The 20152-nt window shown below is 57.9% G+C and carries 20 protein-coding genes and 3 tRNA genes; 11 read left to right on the top strand and 12 right to left on the bottom strand.

What is annotated here, in order from left to right; all coding sequences use genetic code 11:
* Nucleotides 1-47: 47 nt before the first annotated feature.
* Nucleotides 48-1049: a zinc-binding alcohol dehydrogenase family protein gene (locus tag CKF42_RS05060; RefSeq protein WP_111207687.1), complete on the top strand. Its 1002-nt coding sequence runs from the start codon at nucleotides 48-50 to the stop codon at nucleotides 1047-1049.
* A 94-nt stretch (nucleotides 1050-1143) separates the two neighbouring features.
* Here CKF42_RS05060 and nadR read toward each other — a convergent pair whose 3' ends face one another.
* The 3 genes from nadR to serB all read right to left on the bottom strand — a co-directional run bounded on the left by nadR (nucleotide 1144) and on the right by serB (nucleotide 4834).
* Nucleotides 1144-2385 carry a multifunctional transcriptional regulator/nicotinamide-nucleotide adenylyltransferase/ribosylnicotinamide kinase NadR gene (nadR, locus tag CKF42_RS05055; protein ID WP_009092260.1) on the bottom strand — a complete coding sequence of 414 codons (1242 nt, stop codon included), beginning with the start codon at nucleotides 2383-2385 and terminating at the stop codon, nucleotides 1144-1146.
* A gap of 75 nt (nucleotides 2386-2460) precedes the next feature.
* Nucleotides 2461-3843 (bottom strand): DNA repair protein RadA, encoded by a 1383-nt coding sequence (gene radA, locus CKF42_RS05050; RefSeq protein ID WP_009092261.1) that lies wholly within the window; start codon nucleotides 3841-3843, stop codon nucleotides 2461-2463.
* Nucleotides 3844-3856: 13 nt separating this feature from the next.
* On the bottom strand, nucleotides 3857-4834 hold the full coding sequence (gene serB, locus CKF42_RS05045) for a phosphoserine phosphatase (protein ID WP_046101170.1): 978 nt from the start codon (nucleotides 4832-4834) through the stop codon (nucleotides 3857-3859).
* Nucleotides 4835-4941: 107 nt separating this feature from the next.
* On the opposite strand from serB, the gene CKF42_RS05040 reads away from it, so the two are divergent.
* Nucleotides 4942-5592, top strand: coding sequence for a YtjB family periplasmic protein (locus tag CKF42_RS05040; protein ID WP_009092263.1), 651 nt, complete (start codon nucleotides 4942-4944; stop codon nucleotides 5590-5592).
* A gap of 90 nt (nucleotides 5593-5682) precedes the next feature.
* Here the strand turns inward: CKF42_RS05040 and yjjG are convergent, their stop codons facing one another.
* Genes yjjG through CKF42_RS05025 form a run of 3 tightly spaced genes read right to left on the bottom strand, consistent with a single transcriptional unit; the run spans nucleotide 5683 to nucleotide 7204 of the window.
* The gene (yjjG, locus tag CKF42_RS05035; RefSeq protein ID WP_009092264.1) at nucleotides 5683-6363 is read right to left on the bottom strand and encodes a pyrimidine 5'-nucleotidase; all 681 of its coding nucleotides are present in this window, start codon (nucleotides 6361-6363) and stop codon (nucleotides 5683-5685) included.
* Between the two features lie 18 nt (nucleotides 6364-6381).
* Nucleotides 6382-6822 carry a ribosomal protein S18-alanine N-acetyltransferase gene (rimI, locus tag CKF42_RS05030; protein ID WP_009092266.1) on the bottom strand — a complete coding sequence of 147 codons (441 nt, stop codon included), beginning with the start codon at nucleotides 6820-6822 and terminating at the stop codon, nucleotides 6382-6384.
* Nucleotides 6794-7204: a DNA polymerase III subunit psi gene (locus CKF42_RS05025; protein WP_033736409.1), complete on the bottom strand. Its 411-nt coding sequence runs from the start codon at nucleotides 7202-7204 to the stop codon at nucleotides 6794-6796. The genes rimI and CKF42_RS05025 overlap by 29 nt, the downstream gene beginning before the upstream one ends.
* A 105-nt stretch (nucleotides 7205-7309) precedes the next feature.
* Here CKF42_RS05025 and rsmC point away from each other — a divergent pair, with 105 nt between their 5' ends.
* The 4 genes from rsmC to CKF42_RS05005 all read left to right on the top strand — a co-directional run bounded on the left by rsmC (nucleotide 7310) and on the right by CKF42_RS05005 (nucleotide 8811).
* The gene (gene rsmC / locus CKF42_RS05020) at nucleotides 7310-8341 is read left to right on the top strand and encodes a 16S rRNA (guanine(1207)-N(2))-methyltransferase RsmC (RefSeq protein ID WP_111207686.1); all 1032 of its coding nucleotides are present in this window, start codon (nucleotides 7310-7312) and stop codon (nucleotides 8339-8341) included.
* A gap of 151 nt (nucleotides 8342-8492) precedes the next feature.
* A tRNA-Leu gene (locus CKF42_RS05015) sits at nucleotides 8493-8579 on the top strand.
* A 30-nt stretch (nucleotides 8580-8609) separates the two neighbouring features.
* Nucleotides 8610-8696: transfer RNA gene (locus CKF42_RS05010), tRNA-Leu, on the top strand.
* Nucleotides 8697-8724: 28 nt separating this feature from the next.
* Nucleotides 8725-8811: transfer RNA gene (locus CKF42_RS05005), tRNA-Leu, on the top strand.
* A gap of 125 nt (nucleotides 8812-8936) precedes the next feature.
* Here CKF42_RS05005 and CKF42_RS05000 read toward each other — a convergent pair.
* Nucleotides 8937-9221, bottom strand: coding sequence for a DUF1435 domain-containing protein (locus CKF42_RS05000; protein WP_111207685.1), 285 nt, complete (start codon nucleotides 9219-9221; stop codon nucleotides 8937-8939).
* Nucleotides 9222-9453: 232 nt separating this feature from the next.
* Between CKF42_RS05000 and CKF42_RS04995 the strand changes: the two genes are divergently transcribed.
* The 3 genes from CKF42_RS04995 (at nucleotide 9454) to CKF42_RS04985 (ending at nucleotide 12089) form a co-directional block, all read left to right on the top strand.
* The gene (locus CKF42_RS04995) at nucleotides 9454-10551 is read left to right on the top strand and encodes a diguanylate cyclase (protein ID WP_046101167.1); all 1098 of its coding nucleotides are present in this window, start codon (nucleotides 9454-9456) and stop codon (nucleotides 10549-10551) included.
* Nucleotides 10552-10735: 184 nt separating this feature from the next.
* The gene (gene fhuF, locus CKF42_RS04990) at nucleotides 10736-11530 is read left to right on the top strand and encodes a siderophore-iron reductase FhuF (RefSeq protein ID WP_111207684.1); all 795 of its coding nucleotides are present in this window, start codon (nucleotides 10736-10738) and stop codon (nucleotides 11528-11530) included.
* Nucleotides 11531-11624: 94 nt separating this feature from the next.
* On the top strand, nucleotides 11625-12089 hold the full coding sequence (locus CKF42_RS04985; RefSeq protein ID WP_046101165.1) for a YbaK/EbsC family protein: 465 nt from the start codon (nucleotides 11625-11627) through the stop codon (nucleotides 12087-12089).
* A gap of 14 nt (nucleotides 12090-12103) precedes the next feature.
* Here the strand turns inward: CKF42_RS04985 and CKF42_RS04980 are convergent, their stop codons facing one another.
* The 3 genes from CKF42_RS04980 to CKF42_RS04970 all read right to left on the bottom strand — a co-directional run bounded on the left by CKF42_RS04980 (nucleotide 12104) and on the right by CKF42_RS04970 (nucleotide 15581).
* Nucleotides 12104-13090 carry a nucleoside hydrolase gene (locus CKF42_RS04980; RefSeq protein ID WP_111207683.1) on the bottom strand — a complete coding sequence of 329 codons (987 nt, stop codon included), beginning with the start codon at nucleotides 13088-13090 and terminating at the stop codon, nucleotides 12104-12106.
* An 11-nt stretch (nucleotides 13091-13101) separates the two neighbouring features.
* Nucleotides 13102-14124 carry a LacI family DNA-binding transcriptional regulator gene (locus CKF42_RS04975; protein ID WP_058958268.1) on the bottom strand — a complete coding sequence of 341 codons (1023 nt, stop codon included), beginning with the start codon at nucleotides 14122-14124 and terminating at the stop codon, nucleotides 13102-13104.
* A 65-nt stretch (nucleotides 14125-14189) separates the two neighbouring features.
* On the bottom strand, nucleotides 14190-15581 hold the full coding sequence (locus tag CKF42_RS04970) for an MFS transporter (protein WP_111207682.1): 1392 nt from the start codon (nucleotides 15579-15581) through the stop codon (nucleotides 14190-14192).
* A gap of 581 nt (nucleotides 15582-16162) precedes the next feature.
* On the opposite strand from CKF42_RS04970, the gene CKF42_RS04965 reads away from it, so the two are divergent.
* Nucleotides 16163-16717 (top strand): histidine phosphatase family protein, encoded by a 555-nt coding sequence (locus CKF42_RS04965; protein WP_009092279.1) that lies wholly within the window; start codon nucleotides 16163-16165, stop codon nucleotides 16715-16717.
* Here CKF42_RS04965 and CKF42_RS04960 read toward each other — a convergent pair.
* The gene (locus tag CKF42_RS04960; RefSeq protein WP_111207681.1) at nucleotides 16699-17664 is read right to left on the bottom strand and encodes a WD40 repeat domain-containing protein; all 966 of its coding nucleotides are present in this window, start codon (nucleotides 17662-17664) and stop codon (nucleotides 16699-16701) included. The two genes, CKF42_RS04965 and CKF42_RS04960, sit on opposite strands and share 19 nt — an antisense overlap.
* Before the next feature lie 493 nt (nucleotides 17665-18157).
* Here CKF42_RS04960 and CKF42_RS04955 point away from each other — a divergent pair, with 493 nt between their 5' ends.
* The gene (locus CKF42_RS04955; RefSeq protein ID WP_111207680.1) at nucleotides 18158-19171 is read left to right on the top strand and encodes a glycosyltransferase family 32 protein; all 1014 of its coding nucleotides are present in this window, start codon (nucleotides 18158-18160) and stop codon (nucleotides 19169-19171) included.
* Here CKF42_RS04955 and CKF42_RS04950 read toward each other — a convergent pair.
* Complete coding sequence (locus CKF42_RS04950; RefSeq protein ID WP_111207695.1) at nucleotides 19148-20065, bottom strand: LysR family transcriptional regulator; 918 nt, start codon at nucleotides 20063-20065, stop codon at nucleotides 19148-19150. The genes CKF42_RS04955 and CKF42_RS04950 overlap by 24 nt on opposite strands.
* Nucleotides 20066-20152: the final 87 nt, after the last annotated feature.

Here is a 20152-nt window from a genome sequence, read left to right as displayed (position 1 = left end):
CAACTGACACTCTCCAGGCTTTGAGCCTGACTTAACAGGAAAATGCTATGTCTATTCGCGCTATCGCTATTAATCCGGAAAGTCCTGAAAACTTCACAGAAATCTTCCCTGAAACCCCGACGCCCGGTGAGTATGACCTGCGGGTCAGCGTCAAAGCCGCCTCGGTCAACCCGGTCGACACCAAAGTCCACAAAGGGGCGATCAAAAATGGCTTACAGGTGCCGCGTGTTCTCGGCTGGGATGCCAGCGGCGTCGTGCTGGAAGTCGGCAGCAAAGTCAGCAACTTTAAACCTGGCGATGAGGTCTTTTACGCTGGCGACCTGACCCGTCCTGGCAGTAACAGCACCGAGCAGCTGGTGGATGCGCGCATCACCGGACACAAGCCCGAAAGCCTGGACTGGGCGCAGTCGGCGGCCATTCCCCTGACGGCGCTGACCGCCTGGGAAGGCCTGTTTGAGCGGCTGAACCTGGAGACGGCAACCGCAGATCAGACACTGCTGATCGTCGGCGGCGCTGGCGGTGTTGGATCGCTGGCGATCCCGCTGGCGAAGCTGCGCAGCAAGGTTCAGATCATCGCCACCGCCTCCCGCGAGGACTCCGCGCAGTGGTGCCGCGATCGGGGCGCTGACAAGGTGATCAACTACAAAGATATGATCGGTGAGCTGGAGAAAGAGGGCATTAAACAGGTGGACTACATCTTCTGCCTGAATGATACCGACGGTCACTGGGAGACGATGGCAAAACTGATCGCCCCGCAGGGCCATATCTGCACCATCGTGGAAAATGAGCATCCGCTGTCGATGGATCAGCTGAAGCTGAAGAGTGCCGCTCTGCACTTCGAGCTGATGTACACCCGCAGCATGTTTAAAACGCCCGATATGGCGCGCCAGGGCGAGATTCTGGATGCCGTTTCGGCACTGCTGGATGAAGGTAAACTGCAGACCACACTGAGCGAGACGCTGCACGGCTTAAGCGTTGAGACCTTAACCGCTGCCCATCAGCGTGTGCTGGAAGGTCACATGCGCGGCAAAGTGGTCATGGTCTATTAATCCGGCTGTTCTGCGGCGGCGGTGAAAAGCGACAGCCGCCGCGCTGAGGATTTATGCATAAATTAGCCCGGTGCAGACCGGGCTATGACAGATCTTACGGCTGAACGTTCTTCTCGCCCAGCACCCCTTTGACCAGTTCAATACAGCGCAGGAAACGGGTGTCGTAGTCATCTTCCTGGACATGGACGAAGTCGATGTTGTTTTCCCGCAGCATCGTGACCAGCATGGACTGAAACTCCCGCCGATCCACCGAGCTGCCCAGGCTGCGTAAGCCATCCGCCACCCAGGGCACGTTGTTCTCCAGCAGAATCACCAGATCAAAGCGATACTCATCGATCAGCGCCTGCACAAACGGATGCTCACGCCCTTCATACTTCAGACAGAACGCCTGAGTCGTCACGAAGTCAGTGTCGATAAACGCCACTTTGTTAGCATATTTCACCGCGAAATCGATGTACTGCGCCTGTCCCAGCGCGATCTTGTCGTAATCAGAATATTGCAGCGCCATTTCGTCACCGCCCAGATGGGAAAAGACATAGTCGCGGCCATATTCCCAGGCACTGGTGGTGTTGAAGATGTTGGCGAGTTTGTTCACCAGCGTCGATTTACCGCTCGACTCGCCGCCGAGGATCGCCACGGTGCGTACAAAGAAGGGTTTGACTTCTGTCGGGATGTACTCCCAGAAGCGGAACGGATCCTGACGGATCTGCCCACCACTGATGCTCATAAAGGATCGGTTGGGATCGACCAGCACGGTCTGAATGCCCAGGTGCTGCTGATACATCTCCGCATCCGGCGCTTCGCTGGTGTAGATGCAGTCCGCAGCAATGCCGTGCTCGCTGAGGAAAGCGCTGACGCCCTCACTCCAGACATCCCAGCCGTGCGGATAGGGTTCAATCCCCTCCTCGTTGAAGGCGTGAATGCGGATGTTTTTCTGGTACTTAAAGGTCTGCAGCAGCCAGCGCAGGCGATCGCTGACCGTCGGCTGCTGGGACATGGCGCTGTTCTCAAACAGCTCCCGATCGCGCGGCTCATCGTAGCCCATGATGATGTGCAGCTCATCCACCTGACTGCAGGCGCGCTGGATCAAATAGATATGGCCGGTGTGCAGCGGATAGAACTTACCGAATACCACGCCCACCCTTTTATCACGGCGCGGAAATTCCAGCCCCAGAAAGCGGTGCAGCGCTTCCAGCTTTTGCGCGCTGGGGCTTTTGATTTTGGCATTGAGCAACTGGCTCAGATAGCCTTTGGTCATGCCGCTGGCGTCAGCGACCTGTTGCAGCGTGTGCCCCTGCTGGCGAATGGCCGTTTTCAGATACTCAAACGACGACATGTCGTGCCTCCTGCATCAATGCGGTTAAGGTGGGTGCCGCCTGCCCGTGGTTTTTCCGGGCAGGCGTCAGGCGCGTTACAGATCGTCCAGAATCGCCAGCGCATCGGCCAGCTTTTTCGCGCTGAAAACCTGCATCCCGGCAATCGGTTTTTTCGGCGCATTTCCTGCCGGAACGATGGCGCGTTTGAAGCCGTGCTTCGCCGCTTCCGAGATGCGTTCCTGACCGCTGGGCACCGGGCGGATCTCACCGGCAAGCCCCACTTCGCCGAAGATCACCAGATCCTGCGGCAGCGGACGATCGCGCAGGCTCGACACCATCGACAGCATCAGCGCCAGATCGGCGCTGGTTTCGGTGACTTTGACGCCGCCCACGACGTTGACGAACACATCCTGATCCGCCATCTGCAATCCGCCGTGACGGTGCAGCACCGCCAGCAGTATGGCCAGGCGGTTCTGCTCCAGCCCGACCGCGACGCGACGCGGGTTGCCCATCATCGAGTGATCGACCAGCGCCTGAATCTCCACCAGCAGCGGTCGCGTTCCCTCCCAGAGCACCATAACCGAGCTGCCTGAGGTTATCTCTTCACCGCGCGACAGGAAGATCGCTGACGGGTTGCTGACTTCGCGCATGCCCTGCTCAGTCATGGCAAACACCCCCAGCTCATTGACCGCACCGAAGCGGTTTTTATGACTGCGCAGGGTGCGGAAGCGGGAGTCGGCATCGCCATCCAGCAGCACCGAACAGTCGATGCAGTGCTCCAGCACTTTCGGACCGGCCAGCGAGCCATCTTTCGTGACGTGTCCCACCATGATGATCGCCACGCCGCGCGTTTTGGCGAAGCGTGTCAGGTAGGCGGCAGTTTCCCGCACCTGGGCGACGCTGCCCGGTGAGGACTGGATCTCCGCCATGTGCATCACCTGGATCGAGTCGATCACCATCAGCTGCGGCTGCTCCTGCTCGGCGATCAGGCAGATCTGCTCAATGCTGGTTTCCGACAGCATGTTCACATTTTCGGTGGGCAATCCCAGACGATGGGCGCGCATCGCCACCTGTTGCAGGGACTCTTCACCGGTGACGTACAGGGTTTTCATCCCTTCCGACAACCGGCACATCACCTGCAACAGCAGCGTGGATTTACCTGCGCCGGGGCTGCCGCCAATCAGAATCGCACTGCCCGGCACCACGCCGCCGCCCAGCACCCGATCAAACTCTTTAAAGGTGGTGGAGAAGCGCGGGAGTGCCTCCAGGCTGATTTCTGACAGTTTCTGTACCCGGCTGGTGCCGGCGCTGCCGGCATAGCCGCTCAGGCGCTCGTTGCGCGCAGCCGCGGGTGAGGCGGCAATGCGCACCTCGGTGATGGTGTTCCAGGCGTGACAGGCGCTGCACTGCCCCTGCCAGCGTGGGTAATCTGCGCCGCATTCGTTACAGACAAATGCGCGTTTTGCCGCTTTGGCCAAATCAATTCCTCAGTTAACGCTCTTCGTGGATCAGGCTGCCGGTCAGGATGCAGAACACCCCCATGAGATCGGCATGGCGAATGGTGACCGCAGTCTGCTCATTCACCTTAGGTTTAGCATGGAACGCAATGCCCAGCGCGGAGGCTTTGATCATCAGCAGGTCATTGGCTCCGTCGCCAATCGCGACCGTCTGTTCCGGCGCGATATCAAAACGCTGCGCCAGCTTCTTCAGCGTATCGGCTTTATATTGTGCGTCGACAATCGGACCCAGTACGTTGCCGGTCAGTTTGCCGTCGCGGATTTCCAGTTCGTTGGCAACTACGGCCGACAGATGCAGCTTATCGCGCAGGTATTCGGCGTAGTAGGTGAAGCCGCCGGAGGCGATAGCCACCTGCCAGCCCAGCGCCTGCAGCTTCTGCGTCAGGGTGGTTAAGCCCGGCATTAAAGGCAGCTCATCACGCACCTGTTTCAGAATATTGGCGTCTGCGCCCTGCAGGGTGGCGACGCGCTGACGCAGGCTGGCGCTGAAGTCGAGTTCACCGCGCATCGCGCGCTCTGTTACTTCTGCTACCTGCTCACCGCTGCCTGCCAGTTTAGCGATCTCGTCGATACATTCGATCTGAATCGCGGTGGAGTCCATATCCATCACCAGCAGACCGGGGGTCTTGAGGTAAGGGATTTTACCCAGCGGCGCCACGTCCAGCCCGGCATCGTGCGCCAGTTTAGTCGCAAACGGCGTCAGCGAGCCCGCCAGGCGGATCACCTGATACTCATCGACGTTCCAGGCGCTGACAATCACCATCGCTGCACCCAGTTGATGCTGATAATCGGTCAGCCGTTGCTTATCCAGCCCGCGGCCATACAGCAGCCAGCCGGTGCGGCCAGCGCGATAATCCAGCGGCATCACTTCATCACCGCTAAGAGAAAGGGGCAAACCCGGCCAGAGAGAGACATCGGCGGGAAGATCGCACCAGGTTAAACGATTTGGCATCAGAGCTCCTGTAGGGACAACAAAACCACGCAAGAGGCTACCCTGTCTGCGTCGCTTCTGGCAACATAATCTCCAGGCTTTCTGTTGTGACATGACCCGGATGAGTAATGGCTAAAACCGCGCTGAAATTTCGCTTACATCGTACCGTGATCGTTCTCATCTCGATGACGCTGCTGGTCGCCCTGATGCAGGGCGTCTCCTGGTTCAGTACCGGTCATCAGATGGCGCGTTCTGAACAGGTCGAAGAGCTGGCTCATACGCTGACCAGCCAGGTGGCGTTCAGCCTTAAGCCGTTGATGGACAACAGTGAAAACAACCGTAATCAGATAGAAGCGATTCTGAATCAGATGACGGCGAACAGCCGCATTCTGGATGCGTCGGTGTATGACGGTGATGGCAGCCTGGTGGCGCACAGCGGAGAAAACATCAACGTGCGCGACAGGCTCGCTCTCGACGGGCAGCGTGCGGGCAGCTATTTCAACCATCAGATTGTGCAGCCCCTGGCCGGAAACGATGGCCCGCTGGGCTTTCTGCGCGTAACGCTGGACACCCATGTGCTGGTCACCGACTCACATCAGGTCGACAACACCACCAATATTCTGCGCCTGATGATGCTGCTGGCGCTGGCCATCGGCATTATCCTCTCCCGTACCCTACTGCGCCACCGCCGTACCCGCTGGCAGCAGTCACCGTTCCTGCTCACCGCCAGCACGCCGGTGCAGGAGGATCGGGATGAAGATGACCCGAAGAAAGAGTAATGTCCGGCTCTGCTGAGAGGATAAAACGAGAAAGGCCCGCTCTGCGGGCCTTTTTTATGGGAACGTTGCGGATTTGCGAGACAGCTTCCCTTAGCCGATCAGCAGCGCTTCCAGCTCAGCCAGCGATTTGACCTGCCAGGTCGGTTTGATATGTTCCGGCAGCGGCCGGGTGCCATGATCGAGCCAGCAGGTTTTCACCCCGGCATTCATGCCGCCGAGAATATCGGATTCCGGCGTATCCCCGACCATCAGCACCCGCTGACGATCCGGATTGCCCATCAGGTTCAGCGCATAATCAAAAATCTCCACCGCCGGTTTTGGCACGCCGACCTGCTCAGAGATCACCAGCGCCGAAAAGTAGTCGCGGAAACCGGTGCGCTCCAGGCGCGTCTGCTGCAGCGCGGTAAAGCCGTTGGTGATGATGCCCATCTTTACCCGACCGTGCAGCTGCTTCATCAGGCTCACCGCGCCTGGCAGCGGCGTACAGATCTCGCCCATTGCGGTCAGGAAGCCGCTGTTAAGGATCTCCGGCGCGACGCTGAGCTTTTCGCTCCAGTGATTGAAACGCTGGGTCTGTAACTGCAACGCGGTAATCGTGCCGTTCTGATAATCGACCCAGAGCGGCTTGTTAACCGCCTGATAGTCGCTGTAATCCTGGTCGGAGAACTGCACGTCATAACCGGCGAACAGCCGCTGCAACCCGGCATAAGCATCGAAATGAAAAAGGGTATCGTCCGCATCAAACAGGATGCAATCCCACTGTTCTGACATTAAAGCTCCTTAGCACCGCTACAGCGTCAGCGCCATCATCAGGGCATCTTCACGCCCGCTGGCGGTGGGATAGTAGTTGGAACGACGGCTCACCTGGTTGAATCCCATCTGCTCATAAAGCGCAATGGCGGGCAGATTGGACGCCCGGACTTCCAGCCACAGCGTCAGCACATCGCGTTTTATTAACTCGTCGATCAGATGCTGCAACAGCTGACGGCCAAATCCCCGGCGCTGCCAGGCGGGATCGACCGCGATGTTAAACAGCGACGCTTCATCCAGCACCACCTGGGTAATGGCAAAAGCGGCCATTTTTCCTTCGGCATCCAGCCGTAAATTGAGGAAGCGCTCGCCCTGATTGCTGGCAAACGTCTGTTCACTCCAGGGAAACGCGTGACTGCGACGCTCGATGGCAAAGGCCTCGGCCCGATCGTCAGGGGTGAGTAAAGAGATGGCTGTCATGGTTACACATCTGTTGCCAGAGCGCGCGTCTGGCGACGCCGCTGCTGATCAGTTCATTGAAAGCGGCGCTGGTCAGTGCCACGCCATTAAAAGTCTGTGCACTCTCAACCCCAAGCAGCCAGCCGGCGCAGTTCAGCGTTTCCGGCAGCATCTGGAGTTGATCCGGCGTTACGGTCATCACCTGGGCGGGTTGAAGATTGAGCGTCTGCAGCACGTCGCGCATCAGCGGTTCATCCAGCCCGGGGGGCACGTCAGCGACAATGATTAACTGCGTGTCTGGCGCCAGCGTGACGGCAATTTCGCCCTGAAGCACGCGCGGGCGGCGCAGTTGATACTGCGTAATTCCCATTTGCTGTAAAAGCCAGTCGCGCCTGGACGTCATGGTGTTACCTGTTGGCTGCCTGAATGCGACGCTATGCTAGCAAACCCATCGAACATGCGCCAACAAACCACTATAATCCCCGCTCAGATCTTACAGGAGCTCTACATGTCTGCTTTTACCCCGGCCAGCGAAGTCATTCTGCGCCACAGTGATGAATTTACCGCCCGCCACGTTTTATTTGCTGGCGATTTGCAGGATGACCTGCCCGCTCAGCTGGAAACCGCCTCGTCGCGCGTACACACCCAGCAATATCATCACTGGCAAAACCTGAGCCGCCGTATGGGCGAACAGGCGCGTTATGGACTGGTTGCGCAGGCGGAAGATGTGCAGGGCTGCGATACGCTGGTCTACTTCTGGACCAAAAATAAGCCGGAAGTGCAGTTCCAGCTGCAGAATCTGCTGTCGCTGCTGCCGGTGGGCTGCGACGTGTTCGTGGTCGGTGAAAACCGCAGCGGCGTTCGCAGTGCAGAAGGCATGCTGGAGTCCTGGGTAACACTGGAGAAGATCGACAGCGCGCGCCGCTGTGGTCTCTATCACGGTCGCCTCGACGCACAGCCTGACTTTGATGCCGGCGCCTTTGGTCATCAGTATCAGATGGATGACCTGACGATTCACACCCTGCCAGGCGTCTTCAGCCGCGATGGTCTGGACAGCGGCAGTGCCCTGCTGCTCTCCACCTTTACGCCACACACCAAAGGAAAAGTGCTGGATATGGGCTGTGGCGCAGGCGTCATTGCCGCCTCACTGCACACCCGTTCGCCTAAAGTACGCCTGTGGCTGTGTGACGTTCACGCGGCGGCGATTGAAGCGAGTAAGGCGACGCTGGCCGCCAACGGCATTGAGGGCGAGGTCTTCCCCAGCAACGTCTTCTCTGACGTCACCGGACGTTTCGACATGATTATCTCTAACCCGCCGTTCCATGAAGGCACGCAGACCAGCCTCGATGCGGCACAGGCGTTAATCCGTGGCGCGGTGAAGCATCTGAACACCGGCGGCGAACTGCGTATCGTTGCCAATGCCTTCCTGCCCTATCCACAGGCGCTGGATGAGGCGTTCGGCAGCCATGAAGTGATCGCACAGACTGGCCGCTTTAAGGTTTACCGTGCCGTCTATGGTCGCGGTGCGAAAACCCGTTAATCCTTTTTTCCGCTGCTGACCGCGTTGCCGGGCTGAAAATGTTGCTTTTTAGAGCGATCGTTTCAGCCCGACGAAATAGTTGTTGACGCAAAGAGTAAAATCTCTAGAATGCGCCTCCGTGGTTGTAACATTCTCAGGGTGTTACGGGTATGCGAAGGTGGCGGAATTGGTAGACGCGCTAGCTTCAGGTGTTAGTGTCTTAACGGACGTGAGGGTTCAAGTCCCTCTCTTCGCACCAAAATCACATGTTTCATATCGCGAGCACTGCGCGAAGGTGGCGGAATTGGTAGACGCGCTAGCTTCAGGTGTTAGTGTCTTAACGGACGTGAGGGTTCAAGTCCCTCTCTTCGCACCATTGCGGTGATATGAAAAGACAACAAGATGCGAAGGTGGCGGAATTGGTAGACGCGCTAGCTTCAGGTGTTAGTGTCTTAACGGACGTGAGGGTTCAAGTCCCTCTCTTCGCACCAACGTTGTCATCCTCCGGCTTTATTCATGTTTTCTTCCAGTTCTGACCGTTTCTTTGCCGTTTCAGGCTCGCCTTCTGATTTTAACACCTTCTCTGTTACGCCAGCATGACGCCTCTGCGCTGTTGCTAATTCAGATGAAAATTCACGGAAACCGCCGCCAGTCCGGTCGCTAATGCCAGGCAGGATGGCAGCAGCAGATAGTGACGCAGGCGCTGATGAAAGAGCATCACCACCGTCAGCAACAGCGCAACGATCATCACCATTCGCCACTGACTGAATCCCGGCTCCCACAGGGCAAACAGCGGCAGCGCTATGCACGGCAGCAGAACCCCCCACGCACTATCCAGTTTTTTGCCCAGTGCCCAGCTGATTCCCCACAGGCCGCAGGCCGCTACGATCGCTATCCCCATGACGCTAACCTCAAATGATAAGCATTCCCATTATCATATGACAGTTTTTCCCGTTCTGCAGCCTGTTTTTGGCTGGCCCGGCGCTGAAGATGACAGATCATCTGGAAAATGCTAGATTGCGGCCGATAACACCTTTAATAACAGCACTAGCAATATTTGCTCATTGTCCTGCAGACCCCTCCTTTCTGCTGGCTTGCGCTTTGGTATTTCAGGGTCGTCACGAGTATTTATAATGAAATTACAATCATATGAAGAACTGAAGCAGAGTAAATACCGGCTTTCAGTGATGCTTTTCCTGTTTTTAAATATCGCCGTTTCCCTCTTTTATCTGCTGCCAATAATGAGCACGGAAAAAAGTGAGACGACGCTGCCGGTTATGTGTGTCGCCGCCTTCAGCTCCCTCACGTTAATTGCCCATTTAATCTGGCCCAAAGTTAAACTCCCCCTGTTAAATCCTGTTGCGCTGCTATTAGGGATCTTCTGGGCCTGGCATATTAATTATCGCTTCCATCTGGTGTTCTATTTTGATGGTGGCTTTCTGATTATCAGCCTGATCAGCGTGTTATTTATCAGCGCCATCGCCCTGAGCGATTATCTGGTGGCTTTCTGTCTGCACGTCGCCCCGCCCGTTCTGACCGTATTGCTGCTCGACAATGGTCAGCACCTGCCGCTAATTCTGCTGACCATCTCCCTGCCGCTGATCGGTTTTTCATTGCAGCACCTGATGCGCCGCCGGGCTGACAACTTTACCCTGCGTCTGATGCATCAGCTTTACGAAGAGAAAGAGACCTTCAGCGACCTCAGCATGCTCGATCCGCTGACCGGGCTGTATAACCGCCGTGGTCTGAAGAACCGGCTCGACAATATTCTGGAAAACCACGCCGGCAGCCACTTTGTGCTGTTGCTGGATATCGATCACTTTAAGGCCTACAACGATAATTATGGCCATGCGATGGGCGATCAGGCACTGGCGCGGGTCTCTGTGGCGATCCGTGATGCGGTGCGTTCGCGCGATGTCGTTACCCGCTATGGCGGTGAAGAGTTCCTGGTGCTGATGACCAACGTGAACAGCTCCATTGCGATGAAGCTGGCAGAGCGCATCCGTCAGTATGTGGTGGATTTAGAGATCCCCCATCTGTTCAATGAGACTGTGTCAACGCACGTCACCATCAGCGCGGGGATTGCGCCGATTTACGACAACGAGTTCGACCAGGCCGTCGCCAATGCCGACAGCGCCCTCTATGTCGCGAAGAACCAGGGCCGGAATACCATTCTCGCCTGGGAAGATTTACCCAGAGAGGCGCCTCACACCGCAGAAGAGCCCGTATAACACGCTGATAACCGGCATCCGCCCCTGTTGATCTGACCGATCTGTCGCGGTCATCGCCGGGCTGATTACTCCTCTCCTCCCCTGCTGTTTTTACCGCCAGCAACCGCACGCTTTTACGCCGCTTGTAGAGTTAATCAATAACGATTATCATTTGCTTTCTTATCTACACTTTTCGCGAGTCGTCATGGCAACCGCTTCAGCTCAGGAACAGCGTTTCAGCGCTCAGTCGATGATCTTCCGGCAGAATGACCGTCCACTGGCGGAAAGTCTGTATGAACGGCTGCAACAGCAGCGCAGCTATCTGCTGGATTCGACCAGGCTCAGCCAGTCAGCCCCGCGTGATGCGCAGCCCCTTGCCGTCTGGTCACACGCTGACACCTTCGCCCCGCTTATCCGGCGCTACAGTGACTATCTCTATCGCGATCATCCCGATGCGGTGCGTGAAGCGAAACCCGTGCTCTCACTCTGGGCGCAGTGGTATTTTGGTCTGCTGATCCCGCCGCTGCTGATGGCCCTGCTGCAGGAGTCCCGCGCGCTCGACTGCTCGCCGGAACACATTCGTGTCGGTTTTCATGAGCATGGTCATCCGGCCACCTTCTGGATTGATGTGCAGGAGGATGAAGAGGCGCGCTATCTCAACCCGCTGCAGCGCATCGACCGCCTGATTCAGCAGCATCTCATCCCGGCCGTGAATGGCATTACGCAGCATGGTGACATCAACGCCCGCCTGATCTGGAACAACATGGGGTTCACTTTCCAGTGGTTCCTGGGCGAGCTGAAAAGCCAGATAGATGAGACGCTGGTTCTGCAGCTGGAACAGGCGCTGTTCTTTAACCAGCGGCTGCTGGATGGCAGCGACAATCCCCTCTATCGCACCATGATCCCGCGTGACGGTGAACTGGTGCGGCGCAGCTGTTGCCAGCGCTATCGCATTCCCGATGTTCAGCAATGCGGCAACTGCACCCTGAGCAGCAGCTAAACAGACCCGATTCCCGCGAATTCTCCGTTTATCCCGTTTACAGGCACAGAGGCTTGTGGCAATTTTTACGCCTTCGATCAGCCTGGAGAGAAAGATGAGTCTGGAGTCTGTGCGCCAGTTCTTCGCCGAACACGCCCCTGAAATTGAAATTATTGAACTGGCAGAGAGCACCGCAACGGTCGGGATGGCCGCTCGCGCCCACGGCGTGACGCCAGGCGAAATAGCAAAAACCCTGTCGCTAAAAGTGAAAAACGAGGTGGTGCTGATCGTGACGCGAGGCGATGCCCGGCTGGACAATCGCAAGCTGAAAGCGGCGCTGGGCGCGAAAGCGCGCATGCTGAGCGTTGACGAGGTGATTAACTGGACCGGCCACCCGGTGGGCGGCGTCTGTCCTTTCGGTCTGGAAAATCCGCTGACCGTTTACTGTGATGTTTCACTGCGCAGTTTTGAAGAAGTCTTACCTGCCGCTGGCGCTATCCATAGCGCCGTCCGCATTTCGCCACAGCAGATGGCTGAACTGACGAATGCCCGCTGGATTGATGTCTGCGAAGCGATCTGACCCTTTACCTCTGCTCAGCTAATCAGGCGTCTGAAAGCCTGCTCAAGGATCGATAACAGCAGCGTGTTATCGACGCGATGCAGGACATGCACCGAGGCGCCGCACTGCTCGGGCACACCGACAGAGAGCCGGAGCGGCTGCCGATAACGCCAGCTTTTGCCGCGCGTGGCACCGGGACGCAGCTCAATGTCGACCCGGTAATCGATTCCTGAGGCGACCCGCTGATTCAGCAGCCAGGCGACCACCAGCGCATCGTGTATCCAGCATCCCGCCAGCTGACGGGTCTGCATCGAATAGGCGATCCACGGACGCAGCGTGTCGCGCACAAAGTCGGCCAGCGGATGATCGACGGCGGTCAGCCGGGTCAGATCCTGCTGGGTCAGCAGCGTCTGCGTGGTGACATCCATCGGCACCAGCGTTACCGCAGCACCACTGTGCAGCACCTGGTGCGCCGCTTCCGGGTCCAGGCCGAAGTTGGTGTCTTTGATATAGTCATCCAGCGCAAAGACGCCTCCCATGACCACAATCTCTGCCACCGATTCGGCCATCGCGGGATAGCGCTGCATCGCCAGCGCCACGTTCGTCAGCGGGCCAATCGCCACCAGCGTAATCTCGCCCGGATTGTCGCAAATCAGCCTGCCGATAGCGTCAGCCGCGTCAAATCCATCCGCGGTGACATCGGCTGGCTGACGGACATCCTGCCAGAGATCGGCCAGCGCCAGCTGATTAACCCGGTTGTCGAGCGTCTCGCGCCACGGCGCCGGATCTTCCTGCAGCGCCTGTGTCGCCCCCTGCACCACCGGGATGGTGAGTCCCAGCCGGGCAATCAGATCTTTCGCCACGCGCGCGCCCACCTCACTCGGCGTATTGCCCGCCACGGTGGTGATTAATTCCAGCGACAGGCCGGGTGAGGCTAAGGCCAGCGCAATTGCCAGGCCATCATCGGTGTTGGCACCTGCAATCCCATTACCGGGATCGCAATCAATAATGATTCTTTTCATCTTCTTATTCGTTAACTCTGAGATTGCGGCGTGCAGCCGCAGGATTCACCGATTTCAAGATAGTGTGGAAACTCCTTTAACTGGGCTTCGCTCTGCCCCTCTTTCAGCATGTGGATCGCCGCACGCGCCATCTCGCGCAGTGGCTGACGCACGGTCGTTAATGTCGGAACATGAAACGATGACTGATTGGTCCCGTTGAAGCAGACCAGCGCGACATCCTGTGGCACCCGGATCTGATGCTCCGAAAAGGCCCGCACTGCGCCAATCGCCTGACCTTCGTTGCTGGTGAACAGCGCGCGGGGCACGCAGCCACGGGCGATCATCGTCTGCACCGCTTCATATCCCCCCTGCGGGGTGTAGCTGGCGGGAAACATCAGCGATTCATCAATCGGCAGGCCGCGCTCCTGCATGGCATCGCGCCAGCCCTGAATACGATCCTGCGCATTAAGCATATCGACCGGACCGGTGATGATGCCGACCTGCTGATAGCCGTGGCTCAGCAGATGTGCCGTGACCTGCCAGGCCGCCTGGCGCTCATTGACGCGCAGCATGTTCACGCCCGGCTGAGGTTCCACCCGTTCCAGCATCACCAGGGGCGTGCCGCTCGCCTTAATCAGGTCGATGTAAGGATGGCGATCGACGCTGTTATAAAACAGGCCATCGACCTGCCGGTTGAGCAGCCCCTGAATAAGCTCCAGTTCGCGCCGGCGATCGTCACCGGCATCGCCCAGCAGCATGACATGACCGTGGTTCATCGACTCCTGCAACAGCACGTGCGCCATGGACGCAACAAACGGATTGCCGATGTTCGGCACGACCAGACCAAAGGTTTTGGTGTTGCCGGACGCCAGCGCCCGTGCAGCCGCATTGGGCCGGTAACCGGTCGCTTTAATCGCCTCCAGCACCCGCTGCCGGGTCGCCTCGGCGACCGGACGCGGCCCGTCGTTAATGACATAACTGACAACTGCCACTGAGGTGCCTGCCGCTTTCGCCACTTCACTGCGGGTCACTTTTCCCGTTAACGACTTAGGCACATCACTTTCCTCCCTAAAAAAACAGGCCGCTTTACACGGCCTGCTGCTTATTTCGTTTTGCCCTGTCAGATGGCGTCATCAGGCAGATTGAGATCCCGCCCTCGCGTCTCAGGCGCAACAAAGGTGGTCAAGAATCCAGTCGCGGCCATCGCCGAGAAGTAGACCGCAATCGGCCACCAGTGTCCGGTATAAGAGAGCATAGCAGCCGCAATCAGCGGTGCCGTGCCGCCGGAGAGAATCGAACCCAGCTCCTTCGCCACCGCCATTTTGGTGTAGCGATGATGCACGCCGAACATCTCCACGCCCCAGGCGGCCTGCACACCAAAAATACCCAGCGACGCCAGCCCCATGCCCACCACAATCACCGGAATGACCAGCATCGGTTCACGCGTATCCAGCAGCGTAAAAGCGGGCCAGGCGTAGAGCATCAGCAGCAGACAGAAGACGCGATAAACGATCCGGCGGCCAAAACGGTCAGAGAGCCAGCCCGCAAAAGGGATGATCAGTAAACCCAGCAGCGACGCAAGGAACACCGCCGTGGTCGGAACCGACTTATCCACCAGCAGAACCTTCGCGACATAGCCGACGATGAAGCCCTGCGACAGATAGGAGGGACCGTTTTCACCGATGCGCAGCCCCACCATCGTCCAGAAGGCGCGGGTGCGCTGGAAGAACGGCCGCGTATCCTTCACCGGCGGGGTCGCCAGCACACCGGCGCGCGCCGCTTCCATCTCCGCTTTTCTGCGCTCAAAAACCGGGGTTTCGCGCAAGTGACGCCGGATCCACAATGCCACCAGCGCTATCAGCGCACTGCTGAGGAAAGGAATACGCCAGCCCCACGCCAGCAGGCTCTGCTGATCCATCTGCACCACCAGCAGCCAGACCAGCGACGCCAGCAGTGTGCCGCTGTTAGAGCCCAGCGCGATAACGGAAGCGACCAGCCCGCGACGTTCTGCGGGCGCATACTCGCCCAGCATGACCGTACCGCCAGAGAGCTCTGCACCCGCACCGAACCCCTGCGTGAAGCGCAGCAGGACCAGACAGGCGGGTGCCCAGACGCCAATCGTGGCATAGCTGGGGATTAAGCCGATAAAGGTGGTGGAGGCCCCCATCAGAATGATGGTGGTGATCATGACCGCTTTTCGCCCTTTGCGGTCGCCGAGCCAGCCGAAGAAAAGTGCGCCGATAGGCCGGGCAACGAAGCCGACTGACCAGGTGGCAAAGCTGGAGAGCAGCGCCATGGCCGGTGTCGATTCGGGAAAGAAGACATCGCCGAAGATGATACCGGCAGCCAGACCATAGAGCGCAAAATCCGCGTACTCCATCGCCGTTCCGAGCCAGCATGAGAATGTGGCGCGCCAGAAATCTTTGCGGCCTGAGGGGGTGTTAAACCGCGCATCGGCGGCTGAAGTGGATGACAGTGATGCCTGCTGCTTAACGGAATTGTGTGCCGTCATAACCCTATCCCTGAATGCGTATGCAGATCGATAAACGCCCGTCCATGGGTCGATTCCCTGATAAAAGCGGAATTCCCCGGTGGCGACGTTCAGTTGACTAACCATGATGAAAGGTTAAAGGATTCCCTGGTGTTGGAATCATCTGCCTCGCCCGTTTTCGCCGATCTTTTTTAACCGGTCACTTAAACTGAGCGAATGTAACTTAACAATCGATGGAGCCGACTGTGCATCGAGCACCGTGAGCAATCACTGGGGACCTAGTGTATCTACGCGCGTAGATAAATCAAGCGATCCCGCCGCAAAATGTTAGTCAGACTTCACTATCACAGTGCGTCATCATGGTTTTTTATCGCAAATTCAGCCAGTTAACAGCGCCTCACTTTGCACAAAAAAAAGTCATCACTCGCGTTAAGTCAGCACTTTCTCTAATCATTAAGCGTGATAAACAGGCGGGGCTGCTTTCATCGGACTCTGTTGTCGCACAGCTCTGTGACCGCAGGATGACACTCAGGATCAGGCTGAAAAATCGCTGCGCGCGCAAATAATGCGTTACCCTGAAAAAAAGGCCAGGCAGAGGATGTATGACCATTATTCTGATGCGACACGGTAAACCCGATCATCAGGCCGCAGGCCGTCTGAGCGTGCAGGCGCTGGCAGACTGGTGCGAAGCCTACGATCGGTCACAGGTCAGTGACGGACCGCCCCCGCGCACTGTCCACATTGCCCGTCAGGCGGCGGTTGTTGTCTGCAGTCCCCTGCCCCGCGCGCAGTCCTCCCTGAGTCAGCTTGGTCTGCAGCCGCATGAGGTGAATGCTCTGTTCAGCGAAGTTGCCGTGCCGATGCTGCGAATGGGCGCGATGCAGCTGCCGATCCTCTGCTGGCTGGCGCTGCTGCGGCTGCTCTGGTTCTGCGGATATGCGGGTGATGCGGAGTCGCTGCCTCATGCGCGCCAGCGCGCCGCGGCGGCCGCAGAAAAGTTAATCGGGTACTCCGCTCAGGGCACCGTGCTGCTGCTGGGCCACGGCATCATGAACAAGATGATTGCCCGGGAATTACGTAAACGCGGCTGGCAGGCGGAGAAGCATGCCAGCAGCCGTCACTGGAGTTCCGCGATCTATCATCGCCCGTTTATCTGATCGAGCGAAATATAGCCCAGCACTTCACACCCCGTTCCCACGCGCGGCGTGGCAATCACTTTACGCTGCGCCAGATCGATCACGCTCAGCGTGCCATCATCCTGATTGGCAATCAGCAGCTGCTTTTTGTCGGGGGTAAAACAGCCATCCATCGGCATGTTACCCACCGCGATGTCACCCAGCGGATTCAGCAAATCGTCAAACAGCGTGACCAGGGGTTCCTGATCCCCTATTGCCACCAGCTGTTCGCCATCGTCGCTGAAGCGCACCACCTGGCAGGGCTGCTGATGGCCCGGCAGCGTCAGGCGCTGACGGATGCGGTGGCTTTGCCGATCGATCACATAGAGCAGCGGCGCGTCAGCCGCGCTGGCGACCAGGTAAGGGTGTTTCGGTGAGGCCGCGATACCGGCAATCGGGCCAGGCAGCAGAATGGTGTCGATGACCCGCCCTTCCGCCTCACACAGATCCACCACCGTGATGGTGGCATCCTCTTCGTTATCGGTGAAGAGCTTGCGGCCGCTGGGAGAGAGCGTCAGGCGATGCGCATTGTGCGAGGGGATCGGAATAACTTTTTCGACCTTGTCACTCTGTGGATCGATCACCGCCACGGCGGCGCTCTCCTCACAGCAGAGGTAGACTTTACCGTCGCGCCCCAGCTGACCGCTGTGGGGTGCCCGCAGCGGCGAGAGATCGATAAACCCGCTGATCGTCCGACGTGTTAAATCAATGACCGCCACTTTATGACCCGGATGGGGATTGTCGCCATGCACGCCGTCGCCATAGACCGGCACATAGGCTTTACCCCAGGGGGCCAGCATCAGGAGTTCATGCGGGCGCGGTGGAAAGGCGTTCAGTTCCCGCTCAACCGCAAACGTCTCCGGATTAAGAAACAGGACGCGATTGCCCCGCTTATCGACCGCCAGCAAACCCCATGATTCACTCTGCATGTGCGCTCCTTACTCAGTAAGTTCTTCTTAAGCGTAGACAATGCGCTTCAGGCTGTCTGATTCGGCGGATTGATGAGCCGGGCTTACGTCACACATTAAGCGCAATCACGCCCGCTCCCGCATTCCCGTAAGCGCCACGGTCTCGCGATTCAGATATTCCTTAATAACGGCGCGTGCCGGGATGAAATAAATGATTAATTATGGCCACACGTTTATTTTTATTTCATGCCCGGCCTGATTCCGTTTTATCCTAAAGTCAAAAAAAGGCATAGCTAATCAGTAAATAATGTTTTATTAAAAAGGTGCAGTGCAATTCCAGATAGCCGTGAGGAAACTACCGCGCGCTCAGGCACTGCGTCGCCACCAGGGAAACCCTTTCAATAATTCCCGCACGCCTCGGGGTTGCAGCCAGTCTGTAATGCCGCCTGTTTGCGCCACATGCGAACAGGCAGAGTCTGCACTATGACGGGAAAATAAAAATAACAGGTATATCATGACTGCACATCGCCAACGTCCAGCGCATAAAATCTGGCGCAACTGGAAAAGAATATCGTTCAGCAGCCAGATGTTGTGGAATAAAAAACAGCAAAGACTCTGTCGGGCGCCGGAATATGATCCGGGTCAGGAAGATAATGTCGTTTTAATCGCTCAGCAGAAAGATCTGCCGGAGATTCCAAAGATTGTCTGGATGGTCTGGCATAATGAACAGCTGCCTGCCTCGATGGCGCTCAATATCAGCAAAATACGGCGGGATAATCCCGATCACCAGGTTTATCTGGTGACACAGCGCACCCTGTCGCAATGGCTGCCCGACCTCCGGTTTATCTCAGCCGATCTGACGCTGGCGCATAAAAGTGAGATCATCCGGCTGGAACTGCTTCACCGTTACGGCGGCATCGGCATTGACTGCAGCACTCTGCTGTTCGAGGATCTCGCCTGGGTGCATCGCGTTCACGAGGCGCGGTCTCTGGATCTGATCGGCTACTACCGTGAGCAGTCAACGCTGAACCTGCTTGCGCCGGTCATTGAAAGCTGGTTTCTGGCCGCCCCGGCGCAGAACCCTTTTATCCGTGAATGGCTGAAACAGCTGGCGCCGGTTAAAAATGTCGGCATCCGCAACTATTTCCATGAGCTGCAGAAACGCGATGACTTTCCGCTGCTTGTGCAGAATATGGATAACCCGTCCCGTCAGCTGCTCTCACTGGCGCAGCAGGTGGCGATGCGTGAATACCGGCGGGCCAATCTCTATCTGCGTAAAGGTGAAGCCAGCGCCTGGTATTATCAGCGCCTGCACGCCGACAGCAGCAGCGCCTTTGCGCAGTCAGTACTGTTTCAGCAGCGTCCCCAGATGCCGCCACCGATTATTAAGTTAACCGGCAATGAGCGGCTGCATCTCGACTTCAATCTGCGCATCGGCCTCTATAACCGCAGCAGCCTGATTGGGGAGATGATGCATACCCGCTCGCCGGGACTGGCACTGCCCTCAGTGGTTAAAGCGGGCGCGTAACCAGTGTGTAAAGGTGGTGACCGCGCGCGGCACCTGCGCCGCCCAGGGTCGCACGATCCACAGGCGGGCGGCAAAAGCGCCGACCGGCTGCCACTCCGGCAACACCCGCTGTAACGATCCCGCTGACAGCGCCTCACGGGCGCTGAAGTCGGGCAGCATGGCAATGCCCAGACCCTGCAGGGCCGCATCACGGATCGACTCACTGTTGTTGGTGGCAAAGCTGCCCTGAATCTGCACCTGAACCGTTTCGCTCTCCCCCGGCGCGACAAACCGCCAGCGCGGTGACTCGACGCCGCGCGGGTAGTAAAGGCAGTTGTGCTGCGCCAGTGCCTGCGGCCTCTCCGGCACGCCCTGCGCCCTGAGATAGGCTGGCGAGGCCACCAGCACGGTCTGCGTGTCGCACAGTGGCAGCGCCACGTGCGTTTCCGGCAGCGTGTCACTGTGGCGAATCGCCAGATCAAACCCCTCGCTGCTCAGCGAGACAAGGCGATCCGTCACATCCAGCTGCAGGCGTACCTGCGGATAGTCGCGCAGAAACTCGCCGATAAGCGGCACCAGTTGCTGGCGGGCAAACGCCACGGGTGCGGTGATGCGCACCAGACCCCGCACCGGTCCGGCGGTATCCCGCACGCTGAAAAAACTCTGTTCGATGCGGGCAAAAGGCTCGCGCAGCTCCTCCACCAGCTTCTCACCGGCGGAGGTAAGCCGCACGCTGCGCGTGGTGCGCTGCACCAGCATCAGACCCGCTCTCTCCTCCAGCTCTTTGATCTTCTGGCTCATCGCCGCTTTGCTGACATCCAGCCGCGCTGCCGCGCGGGTGAAACTGCCCTGCTCTGCCAGTACCGTCAGCCAGTGCAGATGCTCCCACAGGGTGTCCGTCTTCATCTCTTTCATCAGCATTGTTCACAATAATGAATAATCATTTCAGGCTACGCGCTTTTTCCCGCCGGATAAAGCCGTCACCATAGACCTCTTATTTCT

It is taken from the genome of Pantoea sp. ARC270, assembly GCF_003236725.1.
In the GTDB taxonomy this organism is placed as follows: domain Bacteria; phylum Pseudomonadota; class Gammaproteobacteria; order Enterobacterales; family Enterobacteriaceae; genus Pantoea; species Pantoea anthophila.
This window is presented reverse-complemented; position numbering and strand designations above follow the sequence as displayed.